The organism is Pseudomonas sp. VA159-2 (assembly GCF_024126635.1).
Classification (GTDB): domain Bacteria; phylum Pseudomonadota; class Gammaproteobacteria; order Pseudomonadales; family Pseudomonadaceae; genus Aquipseudomonas; species Aquipseudomonas muyukensis.
In genome coordinates this window covers 310,833-330,147 of sequence record NZ_JAMYBV010000002.1, presented here as the reverse complement: position 1 = coordinate 330,147, position 19,315 = coordinate 310,833, and the positions used below count along the sequence as shown (strand labels likewise).

Sequence of the window (19,315 nt, the reverse complement as noted above, 5' to 3'; positions counted from 1 at the left end):
ATGCGCGACTACCAGTGGCTGCATGCATACTGCCTGAACCGCTTCGGCTCGGCCCAGGCACTGGAGGCCTTCCTGCCGCAGCCGCGCACCGCGGCGCAGCTGCGCGACATCGCCGACGACCGCTACCTGTCGACCCTGGCCCTGCGCGTGTTCCGCGCCGGGCTCAAGCACAGCCTGGTGGATGCCAAGTGGCCGGCCTTCGAGCAGGTGTTCTTTGGCTTCGACCCGCAGAAAGTGGTGTTGATGGGCGCCGAGCACCTGGAGCGGTTGATGCAGGACGAGCGCATCATCCGCCATCTGGGCAAGCTCAAGAGCGTACCGCGCAATGCGCAGATGATCCTCGACGTGGCGAAGGAGAAGGGCAGCTTCGGCGCGTTCATCGCCGACTGGCCCGAGACCGACATCGTCGGGCTGTGGAAGTACCTGGCCAAGCACGGCAACCAGCTCGGCGGGTTGTCGGCGCCGCGCTTCCTGCGCATGGTTGGCAAGGATACCTTCATCCCCACCGATGACATGGCGGCGGCGTTGATCGCGCAAAAAGTGATCGACAAGGCGCCGACCAGCCAGCGCGACCTGGCGCTGGTGCAGCAGGCGTTCAATCAGTGGCAGGCAGAGAGCGGCCGGCCGCTGTGCCAGTTGTCGGTGATGCTGGCGCATACCGTCAACCACTGAGATCGCTGGGGCCGCTGTGCGGCCCTAGCGCGACACAAGGCCGCTCCTACAGGATGATGCGTTCCCCTGTAGGAGCGGCCTTGTGTCGCGATGGGCTGCAAAGCCGCCCCGGAATCAGCTCCCTTCGCCGGCCATGCGCCGCTCGAACTGAAACTTCCAGCGCACATACAAAAGCCCGGCCACGAACAACCCCAGGCTCACCAGCACCTCGACCCAGCCGAACAGCGCCCGCGCCGGATCGAACGCCGCCAGCACGCCCTTGATGAAGTAGATGTTGACCACGAAGCAGGTCCAGGCATGCGCCCGGGCGCTGCCCATGAGCATGCCCGGCAGCAGCAGCAACAGGGGGATCAGCTCGATGGCCAGGATTACCTCGACCCGCGCCCCGTGCAGGTTGGCGAACCACAGGTTGTTCACCACCAGCAGGGCGATCAGGCCAAAAAAGCAGGCCAGGCTCAGGGCGCGGGCGACCCGCACCCGCGGGGCTAGCCAGTCCAGTGGCGGCAGGATCTTGGGTTTTCTAGCCACGCTGGCCACCCAGGGCCTTGGCGGTATTCGCCAGGCGTTGGCCAAGGGCGCGGCACAGGGTGATCTCGTGTGGGTCCAGCTCACGCTTGCCGTCGGCGCCGGCATGGTGGCTGGCGCCATAGGGGGTGCCGCCGCCGCTGGTCTCGAGCAGCGCCGATTCGCTGTAGGGCAGGCCGGTGACCAGCATGCCGTGGTGCAGCAATGGCAGCAGCATCGACAGCAGGGTGGTTTCCTGGCCGCCGTGCAGGCTGGCGGTGGAGGTGAACACTGCCGCCGGCTTGCCCACCAGCTCGCCGCCCAGCCACAGGCTGCTGGTGCCGTCGAGGAAGTACTTGAGCGGTGCGGCCATGTTGCCGAAGCGGGTCGGGCTGCCCAGGGCCAGGCCCGCGCAGTGGCGCAGGTCGTCGAGGGTGGCGTACAGCGCGCCGCTGGCCGGAATGTCCGGGGCTACGGCTTCGCACTCGGTGGAAATCGCCGGCACGGTGCGCAGGCGTGCTTCCAGGCCAGCCATCTCGACGCCACGGGCGATGTGCCGGGCCATCTCGCTGGTCGAGCCATGGCGGCTGTAATACAGCACCAGGATGTAGGGCTCGCTCACGGCAGGATCTCCAGCACTTTCTCCGGTGGCCGGCCGATCACCGCCTTGTCGCCGACGACCAGGATTGGCCGTTCGATCAGCTTGGGGTGCTGGACCATGGCGTCGATCAACTGGGCGTCGCTCAGGGCCGGGTTGGCCAGGTCGAGGGCCTTGTATTCATCCTCGCCGCTGCGCAGCAACTGGCGCGGGGCGATGCCCAGCTGGCCGAGCAGGCGCTTGAGGGTAGCGGCATCCGGCGGGGTCTCGAGGTAGCGCACGATGGTCGGCGCCAGGCCGCGTGCCTCGAGCAGCTCCAGGGCGCCGCGGGATTTCGAGCAGCGCGGGTTATGATAGAGGGTCAGTTCGGTCATGACGGGTCGCATCCAGCAGGGTGTGGCGGCTATTCTAACCGCAGCGACCGACTTCAATGCTTGAAAACTTCGAGAAGGATTGACCCATGGCAAGGCGTTTGGCAGCTGCACTGGCCATCACCGCGAGCCTGCTGCTCGGCGGCTGCGGTGCCGACTACGGCGTGGACCAGCACGGCAACACGGTAAAGGCCGAGCAGATCGACGGGCACTGGCTGGTGCTCAACTACTGGGCCGAATGGTGCGGCCCGTGTCGTACCGAAATCCCCGAGCTCAATGCTGCGGCCAAGCAGTGGGATGCCCAGGGCATTCGCGTGGTGGGGGTGAACTTCGATGGCCTGCAGGGGCCGGACCTGAAAGCCGCCGCCGATACGCTGGGCATTGGTTTCACCGTGCTGGCCCAGGACCCGGCCGAGCGCTACGAGCTGCCGCGTAGCGAGGCGCTGCCGGTGACCTACATCATCGACGACAAGGGCAAGGTACGCGAGCAGCTGATGGGGGAGCAGACGCTAGAAGGGCTGCAGGCGAAGATCAAGGCGTTGAAAGGCGGCGCCTGATCGATCTTGGGGCTGCTTTGCAGCCCTATCGCGACACAAGGCCGCTCCTACAGGGTTTCGCATTCACCTGTAGGCGCGGCCCCGGCGGTTGTCAGCCTTCCTCGGGCCAGAACCGCAGCGGCTTGCCTTCGGCAGGCCAGAAGCGAATCTGCTCGATCGGCGACACATCCCAGCGCTGCACCGTCTCCAGTGCCTGCAGGAAGCGTTTTTCCTGGTCCATCAGCGCCGGGGCGCACAGCTTGCGGGTCTTGCCGACCTTGCCGAAGCTGATGCGTTGGCCGTCCAGCGTGTAGGGCGCGAACCAGTGGTTGCAGCCGGCATTGCCATAGGCCCGGCCATCGCTGGCCAGGGTCAGGGTCAGATGGCTGTAGTCGATCAACGGGCGTTCGCCGATCCACTCCAGCAGGTAGCTTTGCTCCTGCTGCAGTTTCGACGGCTGCGCGGCACAGCCCAGCAGGCCGCTGGCGATCAGCACGGCGGTCAGTAGCTGTTTCACTCAGGTGCGCTCCTGGCACTGTGGGCACAGGTGCTTGTCGCCCAGGCTGGTCCAGCCCAGTTCCTGGATCCGGGCGCTGGCCGCCGGCGCGTGGCCCTTCTTGCCGAGCTTGGCTTCGGCGGCGAACTCGAAGTCCAGCACGGCGTCGCAGCGATCGCACTTGACCTGCCACTCGTGGATTTCCAACTCATTGAACACTGGCCCTTGGGCCACGGCCACCCACTGCCCGGTGGGGTTGATCAGGTGGCGCACGCTGTCCACGGTCAGGCGCATGCAGAGGGTTTTGCTGCCTTTGAGCGAAACCAGCAGGGCGTCGCCCTTCTGGATCGAGCCGCCGTTGCCGGTAACCTGGTAGCGGCCCGGTACCAGGGCGCGGCACTCGATCAGGGTGTGTTGCGGGTTGAAAAGGGTGTAGCGGAAATCGTGTTCGACCATGGGTCCTCCAGAAATGCCGCGTATCCTAGCATCATCCCGTGACCAGATTCTGCGGATTGCCTGCCGCCCAGCGGGCGATGTTGTCCAGGGTGGTGGCGGCGATGGCATCCAGCGCCTCGTGGGTGAGGAACGCCTGGTGCGCGGTGACGATCACGTTGGGGAAGGTCAACAGCCGCGCTAGCACGTCGTCCTGCAGCGGCTGGTCGGAGCGGTCCTCGAAAAACAGCTGCGCCTCTTCTTCGTACACATCCAGCCCCAGGTAGCCGAGTTGGCCGCGCTTGAGCGCGTCGATCAGCGCCGGGGTGTCGACCAGCGCGCCGCGACCGGTGTTGATGAGCATGGCGCCGGGTTGCAGCTGAGCCAGGCTCTGGGCGTTGATCAGGTGGCGGGTGTGCTCGGTCAGTGGGCAGTGCAGGCTGATGATCCGCGCTTCGCGCAGCAACTCGGGCAGCGTCAGGTAGCGGGCACCGAGTGCCAGCAGTTCGGGGTTGGGGTAGGGGTCGTAGGCCAGCAGCTGGCAGCCGAAACCAGCCATGATACGGGCGAAGGCGGCGCCGATCTGGCCGGTGCCGACCACCCCGACGGTCTTGCCATGCAGGTCGAAGCCGGTCAGCCCGTGCAGGGTGAAGTCGCCTTCGCGGGTGCGGTTGTAGGCCCGGTGCAGGCGTCGGTTGAGGGCCAGGATCAGGGCCACGGCGTGCTCGGCGACCGCGTGCGGCGAGTAGGCCGGCACCCGTACCACGGCCAGTTTCAGGCGCTGCGCCGCGACCAGGTCGACATGGTTGTAGCCGGCCGAGCGCAACGCCACCAGGCGCGTGCCGCCGGCGGCCAGGCGCTCGAGTACCGGGGCGTCGAGTTCGTCGTTGATGAAGGCGCAGACCACCTCGAAACCCTGGGCCAGCGCGGCGGTGTCGAGGGTCAGGCGGGCTGCCTGGTAGTGCAGCTCCAGGGCGCTGCCCTGGGCGGCGCGGGTGAAGCTTTCCTGGTCGTAGTGCTGGCTGCTGAACAACAGGGCGCGCATGGTTGGGTTCCTTTCATGAGACCGTTGCCAGTCTAGGCCAGTGGGCCGGCTCGGTATTGATCTGCGCGGCTCTACAGTGTTGGCGTACCAGTGCAGGAGCCAGCTTTGCTGGCGAAGGCTGCCTGATTGGGCATTCGCATCGCCTGTCGGCGCCTACAGACCCAGGCGACAGCGATCAGGCATGCTGGCGCGCTTGTTCGGCCAGCCGCTCGATGGCCTGGTCGAGATCGTCGAGCGCCGCTTGGGCCTGTGGGCTGTCCTGCTTGAGCAAGGTTTCGCTGCGCTGGCAGGCCGCGCGCAACTGTGGTACGCCGCAATAGCGCGAGGCGCCGTTGAGGCGGTGCACGCGCTCGATGATCGCCGTGCGATCGGCGGCATTGCGCGCGGCCTGGATGGCTTCGCGGTCGGCCGCCAGCGAAGCCAGCAACATGGCCAGCATGTCTGCCGCCAGGTCCGGCTTGCCGGCGGCCAGGCGCAGGCCTTCCTCCGGGTCGAGCACTTTCAGTTCACCGCTGTCCGGCAGCCGTTCAGGGCTGCGCTCCGGGGGTGGCGCGCCGAGGCTCAGGCCGGTCCATTTCATCACCACCTGGGCCAGCTGGCGTTCGCTGATCGGCTTGGTCAGGTAGTCGTCCATGCCGCTGTGCAGCAGGGCGCGTTTCTCGTTGGCCATGGCGTGGGCGGTCAGGGCGACGATCGGCAGCGGCTGGCCGCTCTGGCTGCTTTCCCAGCGGCGAATCTGCTCGGTGCAGGCGCGTCCGTCCATGCCGGGCATCTGCACGTCCATCAGCACCAGGTCGAAGGGTTCGTCCTGCACCACCTGTACCGCGGTGTAGCCGCTGTCCACCGCCAGCACCTCGGCGCCCATGCCTTCGAGCAGGGTCTGTACCAGCAGCAGGTTGGCCGGGTTGTCGTCGACGCAGAGGATCTTCGGCATGCGTTGCCCGGTGTTCACCCGTTGTTCGCTCAAGGGGCGGCGCGGTTGTACCAGCTCCAGTAGCAGTCGGCGGATCTTGCGGGTACAGGTGGGCTTGGCCAGCAGTTGGCCATGGGCATTGGGCAGGTACGGCAGGTAGAGCGGCTGCTCGGTGGTCGGGCACAGTGCCACGCACTGGCAGCCCAGGCCTTCGAGTTGCTGCAGGTACTGGCCGAGCTGTTCCGGGCCGAGGCTGCCGAGGTTGACCCCGAGCACGGCGAAGTCGAACGGCTTGCCGGCCTGGTTGGCTGCCTGGACCGCCTGCAACAGTTGCTCGCAGGAGGAGAACAGGGTCACCGACAGGCCGCAGTCCTCGAGCTGGTGTTCCAGCGCCTGGCGGGCCAGGTCGTGGCTGTCGACGATGGCCACGCGACGACCGAGCAGGGCCGGCAGCGGTTGCTCCTCGCCGTCGTCGTGGGCCTTGGGCAGGTTGAGGCTGATCCAGAACTGCGAGCCTTCGCCCGGGGTGCTGTCGACACCGATTTCACCGCCCATCTGTTCGATCAGGCGCTTGGAGATCACCAGGCCCAGGCCGGTGCCGCCGGGTTGGCGCGACAGCGAGTTGTCGGCCTGGCTGAAGGCCTGGAACAGGGTGCGCACATCCTGCGGCGACAGGCCGATGCCGGTGTCCTGCACACTGATGCGCAGTTGCACGCTGTCTTCCTGTTCGTCGTCGAGCATGGCGCGCACGACGATGGTGCCTTCGCGGGTGAACTTGATGGCGTTGCTCACCAGGTTGGTGAGGATCTGCTTGAGCCGCAGCGGGTCGCCGACCAGCGACAGCGGGGTGTCGCGGTACACCAGGCTGAGCAGTTCGAGCTGCTTGGCGTGGGCGGCCGGGGCGAGGATGGTCAGGGTGTCCTGGATCAGGTCGCGCAGGTTGAACGGAATGCTGTCGAGCACCAGCTTGCCGGCCTCGATCTTGGAGAAGTCGAGGATCTCGTTGATGATCCCCAGCAGGTTGTCGGCGGACTTTTCGATGGTACCCAGGTAGTCGAGCTGGCGCGGGCTCAGCTCGCTTTTCTGCAACAGGTGGGTGAAGCCGAGGATGCCGTTGAGCGGGGTGCGGATTTCATGGCTCATGTTGGCCAGGAACTCCGACTTGATGCGGCTGGCTTCCAGGGCTTCCTTGCGCGCCATGTCCAGCTCAATGTTCTGGATCTCGATGGTTTCCAGGTTCTGGCGCACGTCCTCGGTGGCCTGGTCGATGCTGTGCTGCAGCTCTTCGTGGGCGCTGTGCAGGGTTTCGGCCATGCGGTTGATGCCGCTGGCCAGCTCGTCCAGCTCATGGCTGCCCATGGCCGGCAGGCGTTCGTCGAGATGGCCGTCCTTGAGCTGGTTGACCGCGTGCTTGATGCGGTTGATCGGGCTGTTGATGGTGCGGCTCATGCGCAGGGCGAGCAGGGCGGTCAGGCTCAGGCAGGCGAGAATCAGCAGCAAGCTGGTGAACAGGTTGCGGTAGCCGCGCAGCAAGGTGCCGTCATGGGACAGCTCGATCTCGACCCAACCCAGCAGCCGTTCGGCCTCGGCGGGCACGGCGTCGGTGGCCAGGTCGCGGTGATGGCCGAACACCGGCATCAGGTAGCGGGTGGCATCGTTGCCGGTGCGCTGCAGCAGTTGCGTGCCGGTGCCACCGCTGGGCGGCTGGTTGAGCATGCTCGGGCCGGCGTGGGCCAGGCGGGTGCGGTCGGCGGCGAGGAAGGCCACCGCGCGCACATCGGATTGCTCCAGGGCCTGGGCGGCGATGCGCTCCAGCTGCGCCGGGGCCTGGCGGGCCAGAGCCGGGGCCGCCAGCGGGGCCAGTTGCTCGGCGATCATCTTGCCGCGTTGCAGCAACTGCGTGCGCAGGTCGCTCTGCTGCAGCCAGGTGAAGTAGCAGCCCAGCACCAGGGCCATCAGGCTGGCGGGCAGCAAGGCCAGCAGCAACACGCGGCTGCGGATTCCCAAACGGTCGAGCACACCTCTCTCCTGTCATGTGCTTAAGGGCGCGGTTTGCGCTTCAGGCCGAACGTTACTCCGGGTAGGGGGGCAATGCACCCATTTGTGTTTGATTTTGTTTCAAGAAGCCCCGGTGCGGGCCTGTTTCTCACGTGTGCGCCGGATGCGTCCTACGTGGCGCTGGTCGTACTGAGGTTGCCTGGCGTTGGTGCTTGTCGAATAATCACGTAATTGAGAATTGATGGCAGTTGCCAATGCATCCTGTATCTATCCACGCCACTCATATCCTCGCCATCGAGGACGACCCCGTGCTGGGCGCCTACCTGCACGAGGAACTACAGCGCGGCGGCTTCCATGTCACCTGGTGCCGCAATGGCCTCGAGGGCCTGGAGGTCGCTGCCCGGCAAGCTTTCGACCTGGTCCTGATGGATATCCTGCTACCGGGGCTCAACGGCCTCGACGCCCTGGCCAGCCTGCGCCGGCACAGCGCCACGCCGGTGATCCTGATGTCGGCGCTGGGGGCCGAGGCCGACCGTATCAGTGGTTTCGAGCGCGGCGCCGACGATTACCTGCCCAAGCCGTTCAGCTTCGCCGAGCTGCGCGTGCGCATCGAGGCGATCCTGCGCCGGGTGGCGTTCGAGCGGCGGGCCCAGGCGCCGCGCGAGGCCGATGCCGGGCAGTTGCAGTTCGATGAACAGGCGTGTGATGTCAGCCTGGCCGGCACGCGCGCCGGCCTCACCCCCAGCGAGTACCGTCTGCTCGATACCTTGCACCGCAGTAGCGACGAGGTACTGAGCAAACCCTTCCTTTACCAGCAGGTCTTGCAGCGTGGCTATTCGCGGCATGACCGCAGCCTGGACATGCACGTCAGCCAGATCCGCCGCAAGCTCAAGGCCATCGGCTACCACGAGCGCCAGGTGCGCACGGTGTGGGGCAGGGGCTATGTGTTCGGTGCGGGCGAGGCAGACTGAGGCATGCTCGATCGTCATTCGCTGTTCTGGAAACTGGCTGTGCTGCTGGTGGGGTTCTGCCTGCTGATGATTGGCCTGAGCTACAGCTGGGGCCGGCACATGGAAACCCAGGACGCCTTCCTCTCCGAGCCGGCTCGCCAGGTGCTGCGCGGCTACGCCGCAGAGGCCGAACAGGCCTGGCGCAACGGCGGGCAGGCCGGCGTCGATGCCTGGTTGAGCGGCATGCATGAGCGCGAGCAGGGCTGGGTGGGAGTGCTCGATGGCGACCTGCAGCCCCTGGGCAGCGCCAACCTGAGCAGCAGCCAGACCCAGCGCCTGACCCGCCTGCGCGGCGTCGACTGGCCCATGAGCCGGCGCAGCATCGGCCAACCTTGGTTGCGCCTGCCGTTTCCCCAGGCGCCGGAGCAGGGCATGCTGGTGATCGAGTTGCCCGAGCGCTTCAACCCCGGCCAGTACCGCTTGTTCTGGCGGGTGGTCACCAACGGCGTGATCCCCGGGCTGTTCACCTTGCTGCTGTGCGTGGGCCTGTACCGCATGCTGATCGTGCCGCTGAACCAGCTGCGCGAGCAGGCCAATGCCTGGCGCGCCGACCAGTTGGCCGCGCGCCTGGACGCACGCACCACCCAGCGGCGCGACGAGCTGGGCGAACTGGCCCGCGCCTTCGACCAGATGGCCGAACGCCTGCAGGGCACCGTGACCTTGCAGCAGCAGTTGCTGCGCGACTTGTCCCATGAAATGCGCACCCCGCTCAGCCGCCTGCGAGTGGCCTGCGATGGCGAGACCGACCTGCATCGCCTGCGCGAACGCCTGCACCGTGAGGTGGATGCCATGCAGCAATTGGTCGAGGACACCCTGCAACTGGCCTGGCAGGATGCCGAGCGGGCGCCGATGAACCTCGAACCGATCCAGCTGCAGGCGCTGTGGGACATGCTCAGCGAGAACGCCTGCTATGAAAGTGGCTGGGCCCCGGCGCGGTTGCGTTGCGAGCTGCCGGCCGATTGCTGGGTGCAAGGCAATCTCAACCACTTGGCCCAGGCCCTGGAGAACGTGCTGCGCAATGCCGTGCGCCATTCGCCGGCCCAGGGCGTGGTCAGGCTCAGTGGGCGACGCCACGGCCATTACTGGCATATCGAGCTGGAAGACGACGGCGGTGGTGTGGCCGAGGCCGACCTGGAGCGGATCTTCGCGCCGTTTTCGCGGCTCGATGGCTCGCGGCCGGGGGATGGCGGCTTCGGCCTGGGGCTGAGCATTGCCCGCAGTGCCATCGAGCGTCAGGGCGGACGGGTGTGGGCGGTCAATGGCGCGCAGGGCCTGCGGGTGTGCCTGCGCCTGGTGGCGGCGCCAGGGGGCGTGTCGCCTGGTTCGCCAGCAAGGCTGGCGCCTACGGGTTGATCAACCCTCGACTTATAGCCGACGGTTATACTGTCCGACGATTGCGTGATATGGCCGCGCAGGGTTTGCCGGTATGATAGTCGCCCCTGCCGTCCGGATTGCGAAAACGCCCATGACCCTGCAGTACCCAACCATCGCCGATTGCGTCGGCCAAACGCCTCTGGTTCGCCTGCAGCGCATTGCCGGGGCCACCAGCAACACCTTGCTGCTCAAGCTCGAAGGCAACAACCCGGCGGGTTCGGTCAAGGACCGTCCGGCGTTGTCGATGATCACCCGCGCCGAACTGCGTGGGCAGATCAAGCCAGGCGACACGCTGATCGAAGCCACCTCGGGCAACACCGGCATCGCCCTGGCCATGGCCGCGGCGATCAAAGGCTACAAGATGATCCTGATCATGCCCGACAACTCCACCGCCGAACGCAAGGCGGCCATGACCGCCTATGGCGCCGAGCTGATCCTGGTGACCAAGGAAGAGGGCATGGAGGGCGCGCGCGACCTCGCCGAGAAGCTGCAGGCCGAAGGCCGCGGCCTGGTGCTCGACCAGTTCGCCAACGGCGACAACCCGATTGCCCACTACAACAGCACCGGCCCGGAAATCTGGCAGCAGACCCAAGGCAGCATTACCCATTTCGTCAGTTCCATGGGCACCACCGGCACCATCATGGGCTGCTCGCAATACCTCAAGGAGCAGAATCCGGCGGTGCAGATCATTGGCTTGCAGCCAATGGAAGGCTCTGCCATTCCTGGCATCCGCCGCTGGCCCCACGAGTACCTGCCGAAGATCTTCGATGCCAGCCGCGTCGACCGGGTGGTCGACATGTCCCAGCAGGAGGCCGAGGACACCACGCGCCGCCTTGCCCGCGAAGAGGGCATTTTCTGCGGTGTGTCCTCCGGCGGTGCAGTGGCGGCGATGTTGCGCCTGTCCCAGGAAGTCGAGAACGCGGTGATGGTCGCCATCATCTGCGATCGTGGCGACCGTTACCTGTCCACCGGCCTGTTCGACGCGACCTGATGTCCAGAAAGAAAAGCAACGGCGGCCTGCGCTTCCAGCCGGCCGGCGGCAACCGTACCCCACAGGTTCCCGTGGGCAAGAAACAGCGCCTGCTGATCGAGCGCGTGTCCGGCGATGGCCGGGGCATTGCCTTCGTCGAAGGGCGCACCTGGTTCGTCAGCGGCGCGCTGGATGGCGAGGACGTCGAGGCGCGCGTGCTGGCGGCGCGCGGCAAGGTGGTCGAGGCGCGCCTGGAACGTGTGTTCCAGGCCAGTGCGCAACGGCGCGAGGCGCCCTGCCGGCATTACGCCCGCTGTGGCGGCTGCAACCTGCAGCATGTCCCCCATGCCGACCAGCTGGCCCTCAAGCAGCGCCTGCTGGCCGAGCAGTTGCAACGGGTTGCCGGCCTGCAGCCAGACGCCTGGGCCGTGCCCCTGAGCGGGCCGGAGTTCGGCTACCGGCGCCGGGCGCGGGTGGCGGTGCGCTGGGATGCCAAGGTCCGCCATCTGGACGTGGGCTTTCGCGCCGAGGCCAGCCAGGACATCGTCGCCATCGACGACTGCCCGGTGCTGGTACAACCCTTGCAATCCATTTTCCGCCACTTGCCCACCGTGCTGCGCAGCTTGAGCAAGCCGCAGGCGCTGGGGCATGTGGAGCTGTTCAGCGGCACGGCGCAAGCGCTGCTGGTGCGGCACGTGGCAGCGTTGCCTGCTGAAGACCTGGCGCGCCTTGCGGCATTCTGTGCCGAAGCCGGCGCCCAGCTGTGGTTGCAGGGCGAAGGCCAGCCGACCCCGGTGGACGCCGCGGCGCAGCTAGGCTTCGCCCTCGAGCCTTGGGGCCTGGAGCTGGCCTGGCGGCCAGGGGATTTCGTCCAGGTCAACGCTCAGGTGAACAGCCTGATGATCCAGCAGGCCCTGGCCTGGCTGGCGCCGCAGGCCGACGAGCGGGTGCTGGACCTGTTCTGCGGCCTGGGCAACTTCGCCTTGCCCCTGGCGCGCCAGGCGCGCGAGGTGGTGGCGGTGGAAGGCGTGCAGGCCATGGTCGAGCGCGCCGAGGCCAATGCCCGCAACAACAATGTGCATAACGCACGGTTTTTTCAGGCCGATTTATCGCAGCCTTTGGCGGGCGCCGGATGGGTCGCCGAAGGCTTTTCTGCGGTACTCTTGGATCCACCGCGCGACGGCGCTTTCGAGGTGGTGCAAGGCATCGCCCGGTTGGGTGCGCAGCGGCTGGTCTATGTATCGTGCAACCCGGCCACCCTGGCGCGAGACGCCCAGGTGCTGGCGGGGCAGGGGTACCGGTTAAAAAGGGCCGGGATTCTCGACATGTTTCCTCAGACGGCACATGTCGAGGCCATGGCGTTATTCGAAGCGGGCTAGCGCGACTGGCCCCCTTGGTGTCGTGTTCAGGGAACGAACGCGGCACAGGTGATAGTCAGCGTGTCCGCGTGGCGCGCTGTATGGAAAGGTAAAGCAAAGATGGTACAGGTGAGAGTGCACCAGCCGGTCAACAACGACGGCAGTATCAATCTCGAAGCATGGCTCGATCATGTGGTGAGCGTCGATTCGCAGCTCGATCGCCCGGCGCTCAAAGAGGCCTGCGAGTTCGCCCAGGAAGTCGAGAAGAAGGGCAACCCGGCCAAGCATTCCTGGGCGGACGGGACGTCCAGTTTCCAGGCGGGGCTGGAGATCGCGGAAATTCTCGCCGACCTCAAGCTCGACCAGGATTCGCTGGTCGCCGCGGTGATCTACCGCTCGGTGCGCGAAGGCAAGGTGACCCTGGCCGAAGTCGGCCAGCGCTTTGGCCCGGTGGTGTCCAAGCTGATCGACGGCGTGCTGCGCATGGCCGCCATCAGTGCCAGCCTCAGCCCGCGCCAGTCGCTGGTGCTCGGCTCCCAGGCGCAGGTGGAAAACCTGCGCAAGATGCTGGTGGCCATGGTCGACGACGTGCGCGTGGCGCTGATCAAGCTGGCAGAGCGCACCTGCGCCATTCGCGCGGTCAAGGCCGCCGATGACGAGAAACGCCTGCGGGTGGCCCGCGAGGTGTTCGACATCTATGCGCCGCTGGCCCACCGCCTGGGCATCGGCCATATCAAGTGGGAACTGGAAGACCTCTCGTTCCGCTACCTCGAACCCGACCAGTACAAGCAGATCGCCAAGCTGCTGCACGAGCGCCGGCTGGACCGCGAGCGGTTCATCAGCGACGTGATGAACCAGCTGCAGAACGAATTGCTGGCCACCGGGGTCAACGCCGATATCAGTGGCCGGGCGAAACACATCTATTCGATCTGGCGCAAGATGCAGCGCAAGGGCCTGGAATTCAGCCAGATCTATGACGTGCGCGCAGTGCGCGTGCTGGTGCCGGAGGTGCGCGACTGCTACACCGCGCTGGGCATCGTCCATACCCTGTGGCGGCACATCCCCAAGGAGTTCGACGACTATATCGCCAACCCCAAGGAGAACGGCTACCGCTCGCTGCACACCGCGGTGATCGGCCCTGAAGGCAAGGTGCTGGAAGTGCAGATCCGCACCCACGCCATGCACGAGGAAGCCGAGCTGGGCGTGTGTGCGCACTGGCGCTACAAGGGCACTGACGTCAAGCCAAGCTCCAACCACTACGAAGAGAAGATCTCCTGGCTGCGCCAGGTACTGGAGTGGCACGAGGAGCTGGGCGATATCGGCGGGCTGGCCGAACAGCTGCGCGTCGATATCGAGCCGGACCGGGTCTACGTGTTCACCCCCGACGGCCACGCCATCGACCTGCCCAAGGGCGCCACGCCACTGGACTTCGCCTACCGCGTGCACACCGAGATCGGCCACAACTGCCGTGGCGCCAAGATCAACGGGCGCATCGTGCCGCTGAACTACAGCCTGCAAACCGGCGAGCAGGTGGAGATCATCACCAGCAAGCACGGCAGCCCGAGCCGCGACTGGTTGAACTCCAACCTGGGCTACGTCACCACTTCGCGGGCCCGGGCCAAGATCGTCCACTGGTTCAAGCTGCAGGCCCGCGACCAGAACGTGGCCGCCGGCAAGACCCTGCTCGAGCGCGAGCTGAGCCGCCTGGGCCTGCCCCAGGTGGACTTCGAGCGCCTGGCCGAGAAGGCCAACGTCAAGACCGCCGAGGACATGTTCGCCGCCCTCGGTGCCGGCGACCTGCGCCTGGCGCACATGGTCAACGCCGCCCAGCAGCTGCTCGAGCCCGAGCGCCTGGAGCCGGTCGAGCTGATCCCGCGCCAGGCCCGTGGTATTCGCGCCGGCAAGCGCAGCGACATCCAGATCCAGGGCGTCGGCAACCTGCTCACGCAGATGGCGGGCTGCTGCCAGCCGCTGCCGGGCGATGCCATCGTCGGCTACATCACCCAGGGCCGCGGGGTGAGCATCCATCGCCAGGACTGCGCCTCGGTGCTGCAACTGGCGGGCAAGGAGCCGGAGCGCATGATCCAGGTGAGCTGGGGGCCGATCCCGGTGCAGACCTATCCGGTGGATATCGTCATCCGCGCCTACGACCGCCCGGGGCTGCTGCGCGACGTGTCGCAGGTGCTGCTCAACGAAAAGATCAACGTGCTGGCGGTCAACACCCGCTCGAACAAGGAAGACAACACCGCGCTGATGTCGCTGACCATCGAGATCCCCGGCCTGGACGCCCTTGGGCGCTTGCTCGGGAGGATTTCGCAATTGCCCAACATCATCGAGACGCGGCGTAATCGCACCCCTTGATACCGCCCTCGCGGGGCAAGTCGCATCGGCGCACCGCCGCTCCCACGCTGTTGTATCCTGGGAGCGGCGGTGCGCCGATGCGACTTGCCGAGGGGCTGGTAAGGACAACCCATGACCTACACCCTTGAAGACCTGCTGCATCTGATGGCCCGCCTGCGTGACCCGCAGTACGGTTGCCCCTGGGACCTCAAGCAGGACTACGCCAGCATCGTCCCGCACACGATCGAAGAGGCCTATGAAGTGGCCGACACCATCGAGCGCGGCGATTTCGAGCACCTGCAGGGCGAACTGGGCGACCTGCTGTTCCAGGTGGTCTACTACAGCCAGCTGGCCCGTGAAGAAGGGCGCTTCGAGTTCGACGGCGTGGTCGATTCGATCACCCGCAAGCTGATCCGTCGCCACCCCCATGTATTCCCCACTGGCGAGCTGTATGCGCCACTGGACACCCCGGCGCTGAGCGAGGCCCAGGTCAAGTCGCGCTGGGAGGCGATCAAGGCCGAGGAGCGTGCCGAAAAGAGCGAGCCCGAGCAGTTGTCGCTGCTCGATGACGTGCCGGCGGCCTTGCCCGCCCTGTCCCGCGCCGCCAAACTGCAGAAACGCGCCGCCACGGTCGGCTTCGACTGGCCCGAGGCGTTGCCGGTGCTGGACAAGGTCCGTGAGGAGCTCGACGAGGTGCTGCAGGCCATGGCCGACGGCGACAGCGACGCGCTGGAAGACGAGCTGGGCGACTTGCTGTTCGCCACCGTCAACCTGGCCCGTCACCTCGCGCACGACCCGGAAAACGCCTTGCGCCGCGCCAACCGCAAGTTCGAACGGCGTTTCCGATTTATCGAACAGGCATTGCGCGAGCAGGGCCTGACCCTCCAAGATCGTACCCTCGACGAGCTGGACGCCCTGTGGGGCGAGGCCAAGCGTCAGGAAAAGAACCTGCCCAGCTGCGGCTGAGCTGATGCATAAGTGAGTGAACACGATGAGCCTTTCCCTTCGCGACCAATTGCTCAAAGCCGGTCTGGTCAACCAGAAACAGGTTTCCCAGGCCAACAAGGCCGAGAAAAAACAGAAACGCCTGGAACATAAGGGCCAGGTCGAGGTGGACGACAGCCAGCAGCGCCTGGCCAAGCAAGCCCAGGCCGAGAAGGCCAAGAAAGACCAGGAGCTGAATCGCCAGGTCCAGGAAAAGGCCGAGCAGAAGGCCCGCGCCGCGCAGGTCAAGCAATTGATCGAGGCGACCCGCCTGCCCAAGCTGACCACCGAGGACTACTACAACTTCGTCGACGACAAGAAGGTCAAGCGCATCGCCGTCAACGCCCTGATGCGCAGCAAGCTGAGCAACGGCGCGCTGGCGATCGTCGCCCACGGCGGCGGCTACGAAGTGATCCCGCGCGAGGCGGCGGTGAAGATCCAGGAGCGTGACCCCAAGCGCATCCTGCTGCTCAACAGCCATGTCGAGGAGGCGGACGAGGACGACCCGTACGCGGCCTACAAGATCCCTGACGATCTGATGTGGTAAGCATGGAAAACCCCGCCTAGGCGGGGTTTTTTCTTTGAAGAGGGTGTCACTGCGAGGATCGCTGGTTCTCCAGCACTTCCAGCTCCTGGCGGTACTGGTGGGCCTGGTGTTCGTCGTGGAACATGCCGACCAGTTGGCCTTGCTGGTGTACATCCCAGATCCGCACGCCGGCGGCCAGGCCTTCGTGGGACATTTTCGATTCGTCGCGTTCGGTTACTTGGACTGTCATCGTTAAACTCCACTTCTTCAGTTGGCTGCGACAGTGTGTCGCACACCCTCTTTATAGAGTTTGTTAGCAGGCTAAGTAAATAAAACGGCGATTAAACAAATTTCATCAAGCGCGAGGCATCCCCTGTAGGAGCGGCCTTGCGTCGCGAAAGGGCTGCGCAGCAGCCCCGGCAATTTCGATGCTGGCTCGAAATCAGGGGCCGCTACGCGCCCCTTTCGCGACGCAAGGCCGCTCCTACAGAGGTCGCCGAAGCCCGGGCACAAAAAAGCCCCGCACAAGGCGGGGCTTGGGGCGTTGCCGGTAGCGGTATCAGTTACCCTTGACCGCCTTGCCGTCCACCGTGCCATCCTGCAGCACGATCACGTATTCCTTGCCGTCGGTCTCGACCTGGCGCAGTTGCACCAGCAGGTAGTCCCAGTCCTTGGCGAACCACAGCTCGGTAATACGCTTGCTCTGGCTCGGGTCGCGCACGCGCTCGACCTTGATCGCCTCGACCTGGCCGGTCTTGGTGGCGACTTTCTCGGCACCCAGCACGCGGAAGTCGTAGGTGTCGATTTCGTCACCGTCGACCACCTGGTAGGTCATGCTCTTCTTGCCGGCGGCCACGTCATGCTGCAGCGCCAACTGGTACGACGACTTGTCCAGCACGCCACGGTTGAGCGGCAGGCTGACAGCATCGCCACGGTCGCTGCCGGTGACTTTCTTGCCGGTCCAGTCGAAGGTCAGGTCGACTTTCTTGGCCTTGCCCAGGCCGCCGCGCTCGAAGTGGTACTTCTGCGGCAGCAGGGTGTCGTTGTCCATGCGCAGGGTGCTTTGCTCAGTCAGGCTGGCGATCATCATGGAGGCCTTGAAGTTAAGGTCCCAGGTACCGTTGGCGTTCTTGACCAGGCTGCGCTCGGCGGTGCCGCTCATGGGCAGCTGTTTCCAGTCGGCGGTGTAGCTGGCGGCGAAAGGCTTCAGATCAGCTGCCTGGAGCGGCAGGGCAAGCACGGCGAGAGCCAAGAGCAGGGCACGACGCATAAATTCTCCTAGGATCGAATCAAGTGACCGCTGGCCGCCAGCGGCTGGCCATCCAGTAATGCACCCTGTTCGCCCAGACGCAAGCGTCCTTCGGCAAACCAGCGCACCGCCAGCGGGTAGATCAGGTGTTCCTGCCGGTGCACGCGCTGGGCGAGTGACTCCGGGGTGTCATCCGTTGCAACCGGGACCACAGCCTGTACGACCAGGGGCCCGCCATCGAGTTCCTCGGTGACGAAGTGCACGCTGCAGCCGTGCTCGGCGTCGCCAGCCTCCAGCGCGCGCTGGTGCGTGTGCAGGCCTTTGTACTTGGGCAACAGTGACGGATGGATGTTCAGCAGACGGCCTTGGTAGTGGCGCACGAAATCGCCACTCAAGATGCGCATGAAGCCGGCCAGCACCACCAGGTCGGGCTTGAAGCCGTCGATCAGCGCCATCAGCGCTGCGTCGAAAGCCTCGCGACCTTCGAAGCCGCTGTGCGACAGCACCGCAGTTTCGATGCCGGCTGCCCGGGCGCGCTCGAGGCCGTAGGCATCGGCGCGGTTCGAGATCACCGCGCCGATGCGCGCCGGGCTGTCACTGCCGTTGTTGCTGTCGATCAGCGCCTGCAGATTGCTGCCGGAACCCGACAGCAACACGACTACATGACAGGGCATCAGTGTGCCTTGAGGTTCTGCAGCTCGACCTGGGCGGCGCCTTCGGCGGCCACGTCGATACGGCCGATCACCCATGGCTGCTCGCCGGCGCTGCGCAGGACGTTCAGGGCATTGTCGACCTGGTCCTGGGCCACGCAGATGACCATGCCCACGCCGCAGTTCAGCACGCGGTGCATTTCATGCTCGTCGACGTTGCCTTTGGCCTGGAGGAAGTCGAATACCGCCGGGCGTTGCCAGCTGGCCACGTCGACCACCGCCTGGGCGCCTTTTGGCAGCACGCGCGGGATGTTGTCCAGCAGGCCGCCGCCGGTGATGTGGGCCATGGCCTTGACCGCGCCGGTCTGCTTGATCAGTTGCAGCAGGGGCTTTACGTAGATGCGGGTCGGCGCCATCAGCAGGTCGGCCAGGGGCTGGCCGTCGAGCTGGGTGTTGTCGATGTCGGTGGCGGACACTTCGAGGATCTTGCGGATCAGCGAGTAGCCGTTGGAGTGCGGGCCGGAGGAGGGCAGGGCGATCAGGGCGTCGCCCGCGACCACTTTCGAGCCGTCGATGATCTCGGCCTTTTCCACCACGCCAACGCAGAAGCCGGCCAGGTCGTAGTCTTCGCCTTCGTACATGCCAGGCATCTCGGCGGTTTCACCACCGACCAGCGAGCAGCCGGCCAGTTCGCACCCGGCGCCGATGCCGGTGACCACGGTGGCGGCCACATCGACGTTGAGCTTGCCGGTGGCGTAGTAGTCGAGGAAGAACAGCGGCTCGGCGCCGCAGACGACCAGGTCGTTGACGCACATGGCGACCAGGTCCTGGCCGATGCTGTCGTGCTTGTTCAGGTTCAGTGCCAGGCGCAGCTTGGTGCCGACGCCGTCGGTGCCGGAGACCAGCACCGGCTGCTTGTAGCCGGCCGGGATCTCGCAGAGGGCGCCGAAGCCACCCAGGCCACCCATGACTTCAGGACGTGCGGTGCGCTTGGCGACGCCCTTGATGCGTTCGACCAGTGCTTCGCCGGCGTCGATGTCTACACCGGCGTCTTTGTAGCTCAGGGAGGGTTGCTTGCTCATTGATCCAGGCCTTTAAGAGGGAGGGATTCTAGAAAACGACCATGACGGCCAAGGCCGACGGGAACGCGTGCGGCTGCCTGTACGTCACTGGTCTGCGAAGGCGCGCGATTTTATCAGGGTTGCCCCCAAGCGGCCATCCTCAGGCCGACGGGCAGGCGGCAAATATGGGTAAAAAAACGCTTTCACCCGCTGCGGCTGGTTGCCGCG

20 protein-coding genes are annotated in these 19,315 nt (G+C 65.9%); 9 read left to right on the top strand and 11 right to left on the bottom strand.

The genetic code is table 11. The features are described 5' to 3' along the window. Positions 1–672 (top strand): DNA-3-methyladenine glycosylase I, encoded by a 672-nt coding sequence (locus NJG22_RS03460; RefSeq protein ID WP_253092575.1) that lies wholly within the window; start codon positions 1–3, stop codon positions 670–672. Between the two features lie 114 nt (positions 673–786). Here NJG22_RS03460 and NJG22_RS03455 read toward each other — a convergent pair whose 3' ends face one another. The 3 genes from NJG22_RS03455 to arsC are packed head-to-tail and all read right to left on the bottom strand — an operon-like array spanning position 787 to position 2,148. Continuing rightward, positions 787–1,200, bottom strand: coding sequence for a DUF2069 domain-containing protein (locus NJG22_RS03455; RefSeq protein WP_253092573.1), 414 nt, complete (start codon positions 1,198–1,200; stop codon positions 787–789). After that, positions 1,193–1,798, bottom strand: coding sequence for an NAD(P)H:quinone oxidoreductase (gene wrbA / locus NJG22_RS03450; protein WP_217853388.1), 606 nt, complete (start codon positions 1,796–1,798; stop codon positions 1,193–1,195). The genes NJG22_RS03455 and wrbA overlap by 8 nt, the downstream gene beginning before the upstream one ends. Further along, a complete protein-coding gene (gene arsC / locus NJG22_RS03445) occupies positions 1,795–2,148 on the bottom strand; it encodes an arsenate reductase (glutaredoxin) (RefSeq protein WP_253092571.1) in 354 nt (117 codons plus the stop codon). Before arsC ends, wrbA begins: the two co-directional genes overlap by 4 nt. Before the next feature lie 86 nt (positions 2,149–2,234). On the opposite strand from arsC, the gene NJG22_RS03440 reads away from it, so the two are divergent. Beyond that, entirely contained in the window at positions 2,235–2,702 is a 468-nt protein-coding gene (locus NJG22_RS03440) for a TlpA disulfide reductase family protein (RefSeq protein ID WP_253092569.1), read from the top strand. A gap of 91 nt (positions 2,703–2,793) precedes the next feature. On the opposite strand, the gene NJG22_RS03435 is transcribed toward NJG22_RS03440, so the two are convergent. The 4 genes from NJG22_RS03435 to NJG22_RS03420 all read right to left on the bottom strand — a co-directional run bounded on the left by NJG22_RS03435 (position 2,794) and on the right by NJG22_RS03420 (position 7,586). Continuing rightward, the gene (locus NJG22_RS03435) at positions 2,794–3,198 is read right to left on the bottom strand and encodes an META domain-containing protein (protein WP_253092567.1); all 405 of its coding nucleotides are present in this window, start codon (positions 3,196–3,198) and stop codon (positions 2,794–2,796) included. Continuing rightward, entirely contained in the window at positions 3,199–3,633 is a 435-nt protein-coding gene (locus NJG22_RS03430; protein ID WP_253092566.1) for a hypothetical protein, read from the bottom strand. Positions 3,634–3,664: 31 nt separating this feature from the next. After that, positions 3,665–4,654 carry a 2-hydroxyacid dehydrogenase gene (locus NJG22_RS03425; RefSeq protein WP_253092564.1) on the bottom strand — a complete coding sequence of 330 codons (990 nt, stop codon included), beginning with the start codon at positions 4,652–4,654 and terminating at the stop codon, positions 3,665–3,667. Between the two features lie 175 nt (positions 4,655–4,829). Then, positions 4,830–7,586 (bottom strand): response regulator, encoded by a 2,757-nt coding sequence (locus NJG22_RS03420; protein ID WP_253092562.1) that lies wholly within the window; start codon positions 7,584–7,586, stop codon positions 4,830–4,832. Between the two features lie 233 nt (positions 7,587–7,819). Between NJG22_RS03420 and NJG22_RS03415 the strand changes: the two genes are divergently transcribed. The 7 genes from NJG22_RS03415 to NJG22_RS03385 all read left to right on the top strand — a co-directional run bounded on the left by NJG22_RS03415 (position 7,820) and on the right by NJG22_RS03385 (position 16,148). After that, positions 7,820–8,536 carry a response regulator transcription factor gene (locus NJG22_RS03415; protein ID WP_217853395.1) on the top strand — a complete coding sequence of 239 codons (717 nt, stop codon included), beginning with the start codon at positions 7,820–7,822 and terminating at the stop codon, positions 8,534–8,536. Between the two features lie 3 nt (positions 8,537–8,539). Further along, positions 8,540–9,928: a sensor histidine kinase gene (locus NJG22_RS03410; RefSeq protein WP_253092560.1), complete on the top strand. Its 1,389-nt coding sequence runs from the start codon at positions 8,540–8,542 to the stop codon at positions 9,926–9,928. Between the two features lie 112 nt (positions 9,929–10,040). Further along, positions 10,041–10,940, top strand: a complete 900-nt coding sequence (cysM, locus tag NJG22_RS03405) for a cysteine synthase CysM (RefSeq protein ID WP_253092558.1) — start codon at positions 10,041–10,043, stop codon at positions 10,938–10,940. Next, the gene (rlmD, locus tag NJG22_RS03400; protein ID WP_253092556.1) at positions 10,940–12,298 is read left to right on the top strand and encodes a 23S rRNA (uracil(1939)-C(5))-methyltransferase RlmD; all 1,359 of its coding nucleotides are present in this window, start codon (positions 10,940–10,942) and stop codon (positions 12,296–12,298) included. The genes cysM and rlmD overlap by 1 nt, the downstream gene beginning before the upstream one ends. Positions 12,299–12,397: 99 nt before the next feature. Continuing rightward, positions 12,398–14,638: a GTP diphosphokinase gene (relA, locus tag NJG22_RS03395; RefSeq protein WP_134691841.1), complete on the top strand. Its 2,241-nt coding sequence runs from the start codon at positions 12,398–12,400 to the stop codon at positions 14,636–14,638. 111 nt (positions 14,639–14,749) lie between these two features. Continuing rightward, positions 14,750–15,583, top strand: a complete 834-nt coding sequence (mazG, locus tag NJG22_RS03390) for a nucleoside triphosphate pyrophosphohydrolase (protein ID WP_253092554.1) — start codon at positions 14,750–14,752, stop codon at positions 15,581–15,583. A 25-nt stretch (positions 15,584–15,608) separates the two neighbouring features. Continuing rightward, on the top strand, positions 15,609–16,148 hold the full coding sequence (locus NJG22_RS03385; protein WP_253092552.1) for a DUF2058 domain-containing protein: 540 nt from the start codon (positions 15,609–15,611) through the stop codon (positions 16,146–16,148). Between the two features lie 46 nt (positions 16,149–16,194). Here the strand turns inward: NJG22_RS03385 and NJG22_RS03380 are convergent, their stop codons facing one another. The 4 genes from NJG22_RS03380 to purM all read right to left on the bottom strand — a co-directional run bounded on the left by NJG22_RS03380 (position 16,195) and on the right by purM (position 19,108). Next, positions 16,195–16,377 carry a hypothetical protein gene (locus NJG22_RS03380; RefSeq protein ID WP_217853401.1) on the bottom strand — a complete coding sequence of 61 codons (183 nt, stop codon included), beginning with the start codon at positions 16,375–16,377 and terminating at the stop codon, positions 16,195–16,197. 309 nt (positions 16,378–16,686) lie between these two features. Beyond that, positions 16,687–17,397, bottom strand: coding sequence for a DUF3108 domain-containing protein (locus NJG22_RS03375; RefSeq protein WP_253092551.1), 711 nt, complete (start codon positions 17,395–17,397; stop codon positions 16,687–16,689). Positions 17,398–17,405: 8 nt separating this feature from the next. Further along, complete coding sequence (gene purN / locus NJG22_RS03370; RefSeq protein WP_253092549.1) at positions 17,406–18,050, bottom strand: phosphoribosylglycinamide formyltransferase; 645 nt, start codon at positions 18,048–18,050, stop codon at positions 17,406–17,408. Beyond that, complete coding sequence (purM, locus tag NJG22_RS03365) at positions 18,050–19,108, bottom strand: phosphoribosylformylglycinamidine cyclo-ligase (RefSeq protein ID WP_253092547.1); 1,059 nt, start codon at positions 19,106–19,108, stop codon at positions 18,050–18,052. The genes purN and purM overlap by 1 nt, the downstream gene beginning before the upstream one ends. Positions 19,109–19,315: the final 207 nt, after the last annotated feature.

Excerpts from the sequence above, each read along its gene's own strand:
- mazG (WP_253092554.1), top strand. The coding sequence starts at position 14,750 with ATGACCTACACCCTTGAAGACCTGCTGCATCTGATGGCCCGCCTGCGT.
- arsC (WP_253092571.1), bottom strand. The coding sequence starts at position 2,148 with ATGACCGAACTGACCCTCTATCATAACCCGCGCTGCTCGAAATCCCGC.
- NJG22_RS03375 (WP_253092551.1), bottom strand. The coding sequence starts at position 17,397 with ATGCGTCGTGCCCTGCTCTTGGCTCTCGCCGTGCTTGCCCTGCCGCTC.
- NJG22_RS03410 (WP_253092560.1), top strand. The coding sequence starts at position 8,540 with ATGCTCGATCGTCATTCGCTGTTCTGGAAACTGGCTGTGCTGCTGGTG.
- NJG22_RS03415 (WP_217853395.1), top strand. The coding sequence starts at position 7,820 with ATGCATCCTGTATCTATCCACGCCACTCATATCCTCGCCATCGAGGAC.
- cysM (WP_253092558.1), top strand. The coding sequence starts at position 10,041 with ATGACCCTGCAGTACCCAACCATCGCCGATTGCGTCGGCCAAACGCCT.
- NJG22_RS03460 (WP_253092575.1), top strand. The coding sequence starts at position 1 with ATGCGCGACTACCAGTGGCTGCATGCATACTGCCTGAACCGCTTCGGC.
- NJG22_RS03440 (WP_253092569.1), top strand. The coding sequence starts at position 2,235 with ATGGCAAGGCGTTTGGCAGCTGCACTGGCCATCACCGCGAGCCTGCTG.
- purM (WP_253092547.1), bottom strand. The coding sequence starts at position 19,108 with ATGAGCAAGCAACCCTCCCTGAGCTACAAAGACGCCGGTGTAGACATC.
- NJG22_RS03385 (WP_253092552.1), top strand. The coding sequence starts at position 15,609 with ATGAGCCTTTCCCTTCGCGACCAATTGCTCAAAGCCGGTCTGGTCAAC.
- rlmD (WP_253092556.1), top strand. The coding sequence starts at position 10,940 with ATGTCCAGAAAGAAAAGCAACGGCGGCCTGCGCTTCCAGCCGGCCGGC.
- purN (WP_253092549.1), bottom strand. The coding sequence starts at position 18,050 with ATGCCCTGTCATGTAGTCGTGTTGCTGTCGGGTTCCGGCAGCAATCTG.
- NJG22_RS03380 (WP_217853401.1), bottom strand. The coding sequence starts at position 16,377 with ATGACAGTCCAAGTAACCGAACGCGACGAATCGAAAATGTCCCACGAA.
- NJG22_RS03425 (WP_253092564.1), bottom strand. The coding sequence starts at position 4,654 with ATGCGCGCCCTGTTGTTCAGCAGCCAGCACTACGACCAGGAAAGCTTC.
- NJG22_RS03430 (WP_253092566.1), bottom strand. The coding sequence starts at position 3,633 with ATGGTCGAACACGATTTCCGCTACACCCTTTTCAACCCGCAACACACC.
- relA (WP_134691841.1), top strand. The coding sequence starts at position 12,398 with ATGGTACAGGTGAGAGTGCACCAGCCGGTCAACAACGACGGCAGTATC.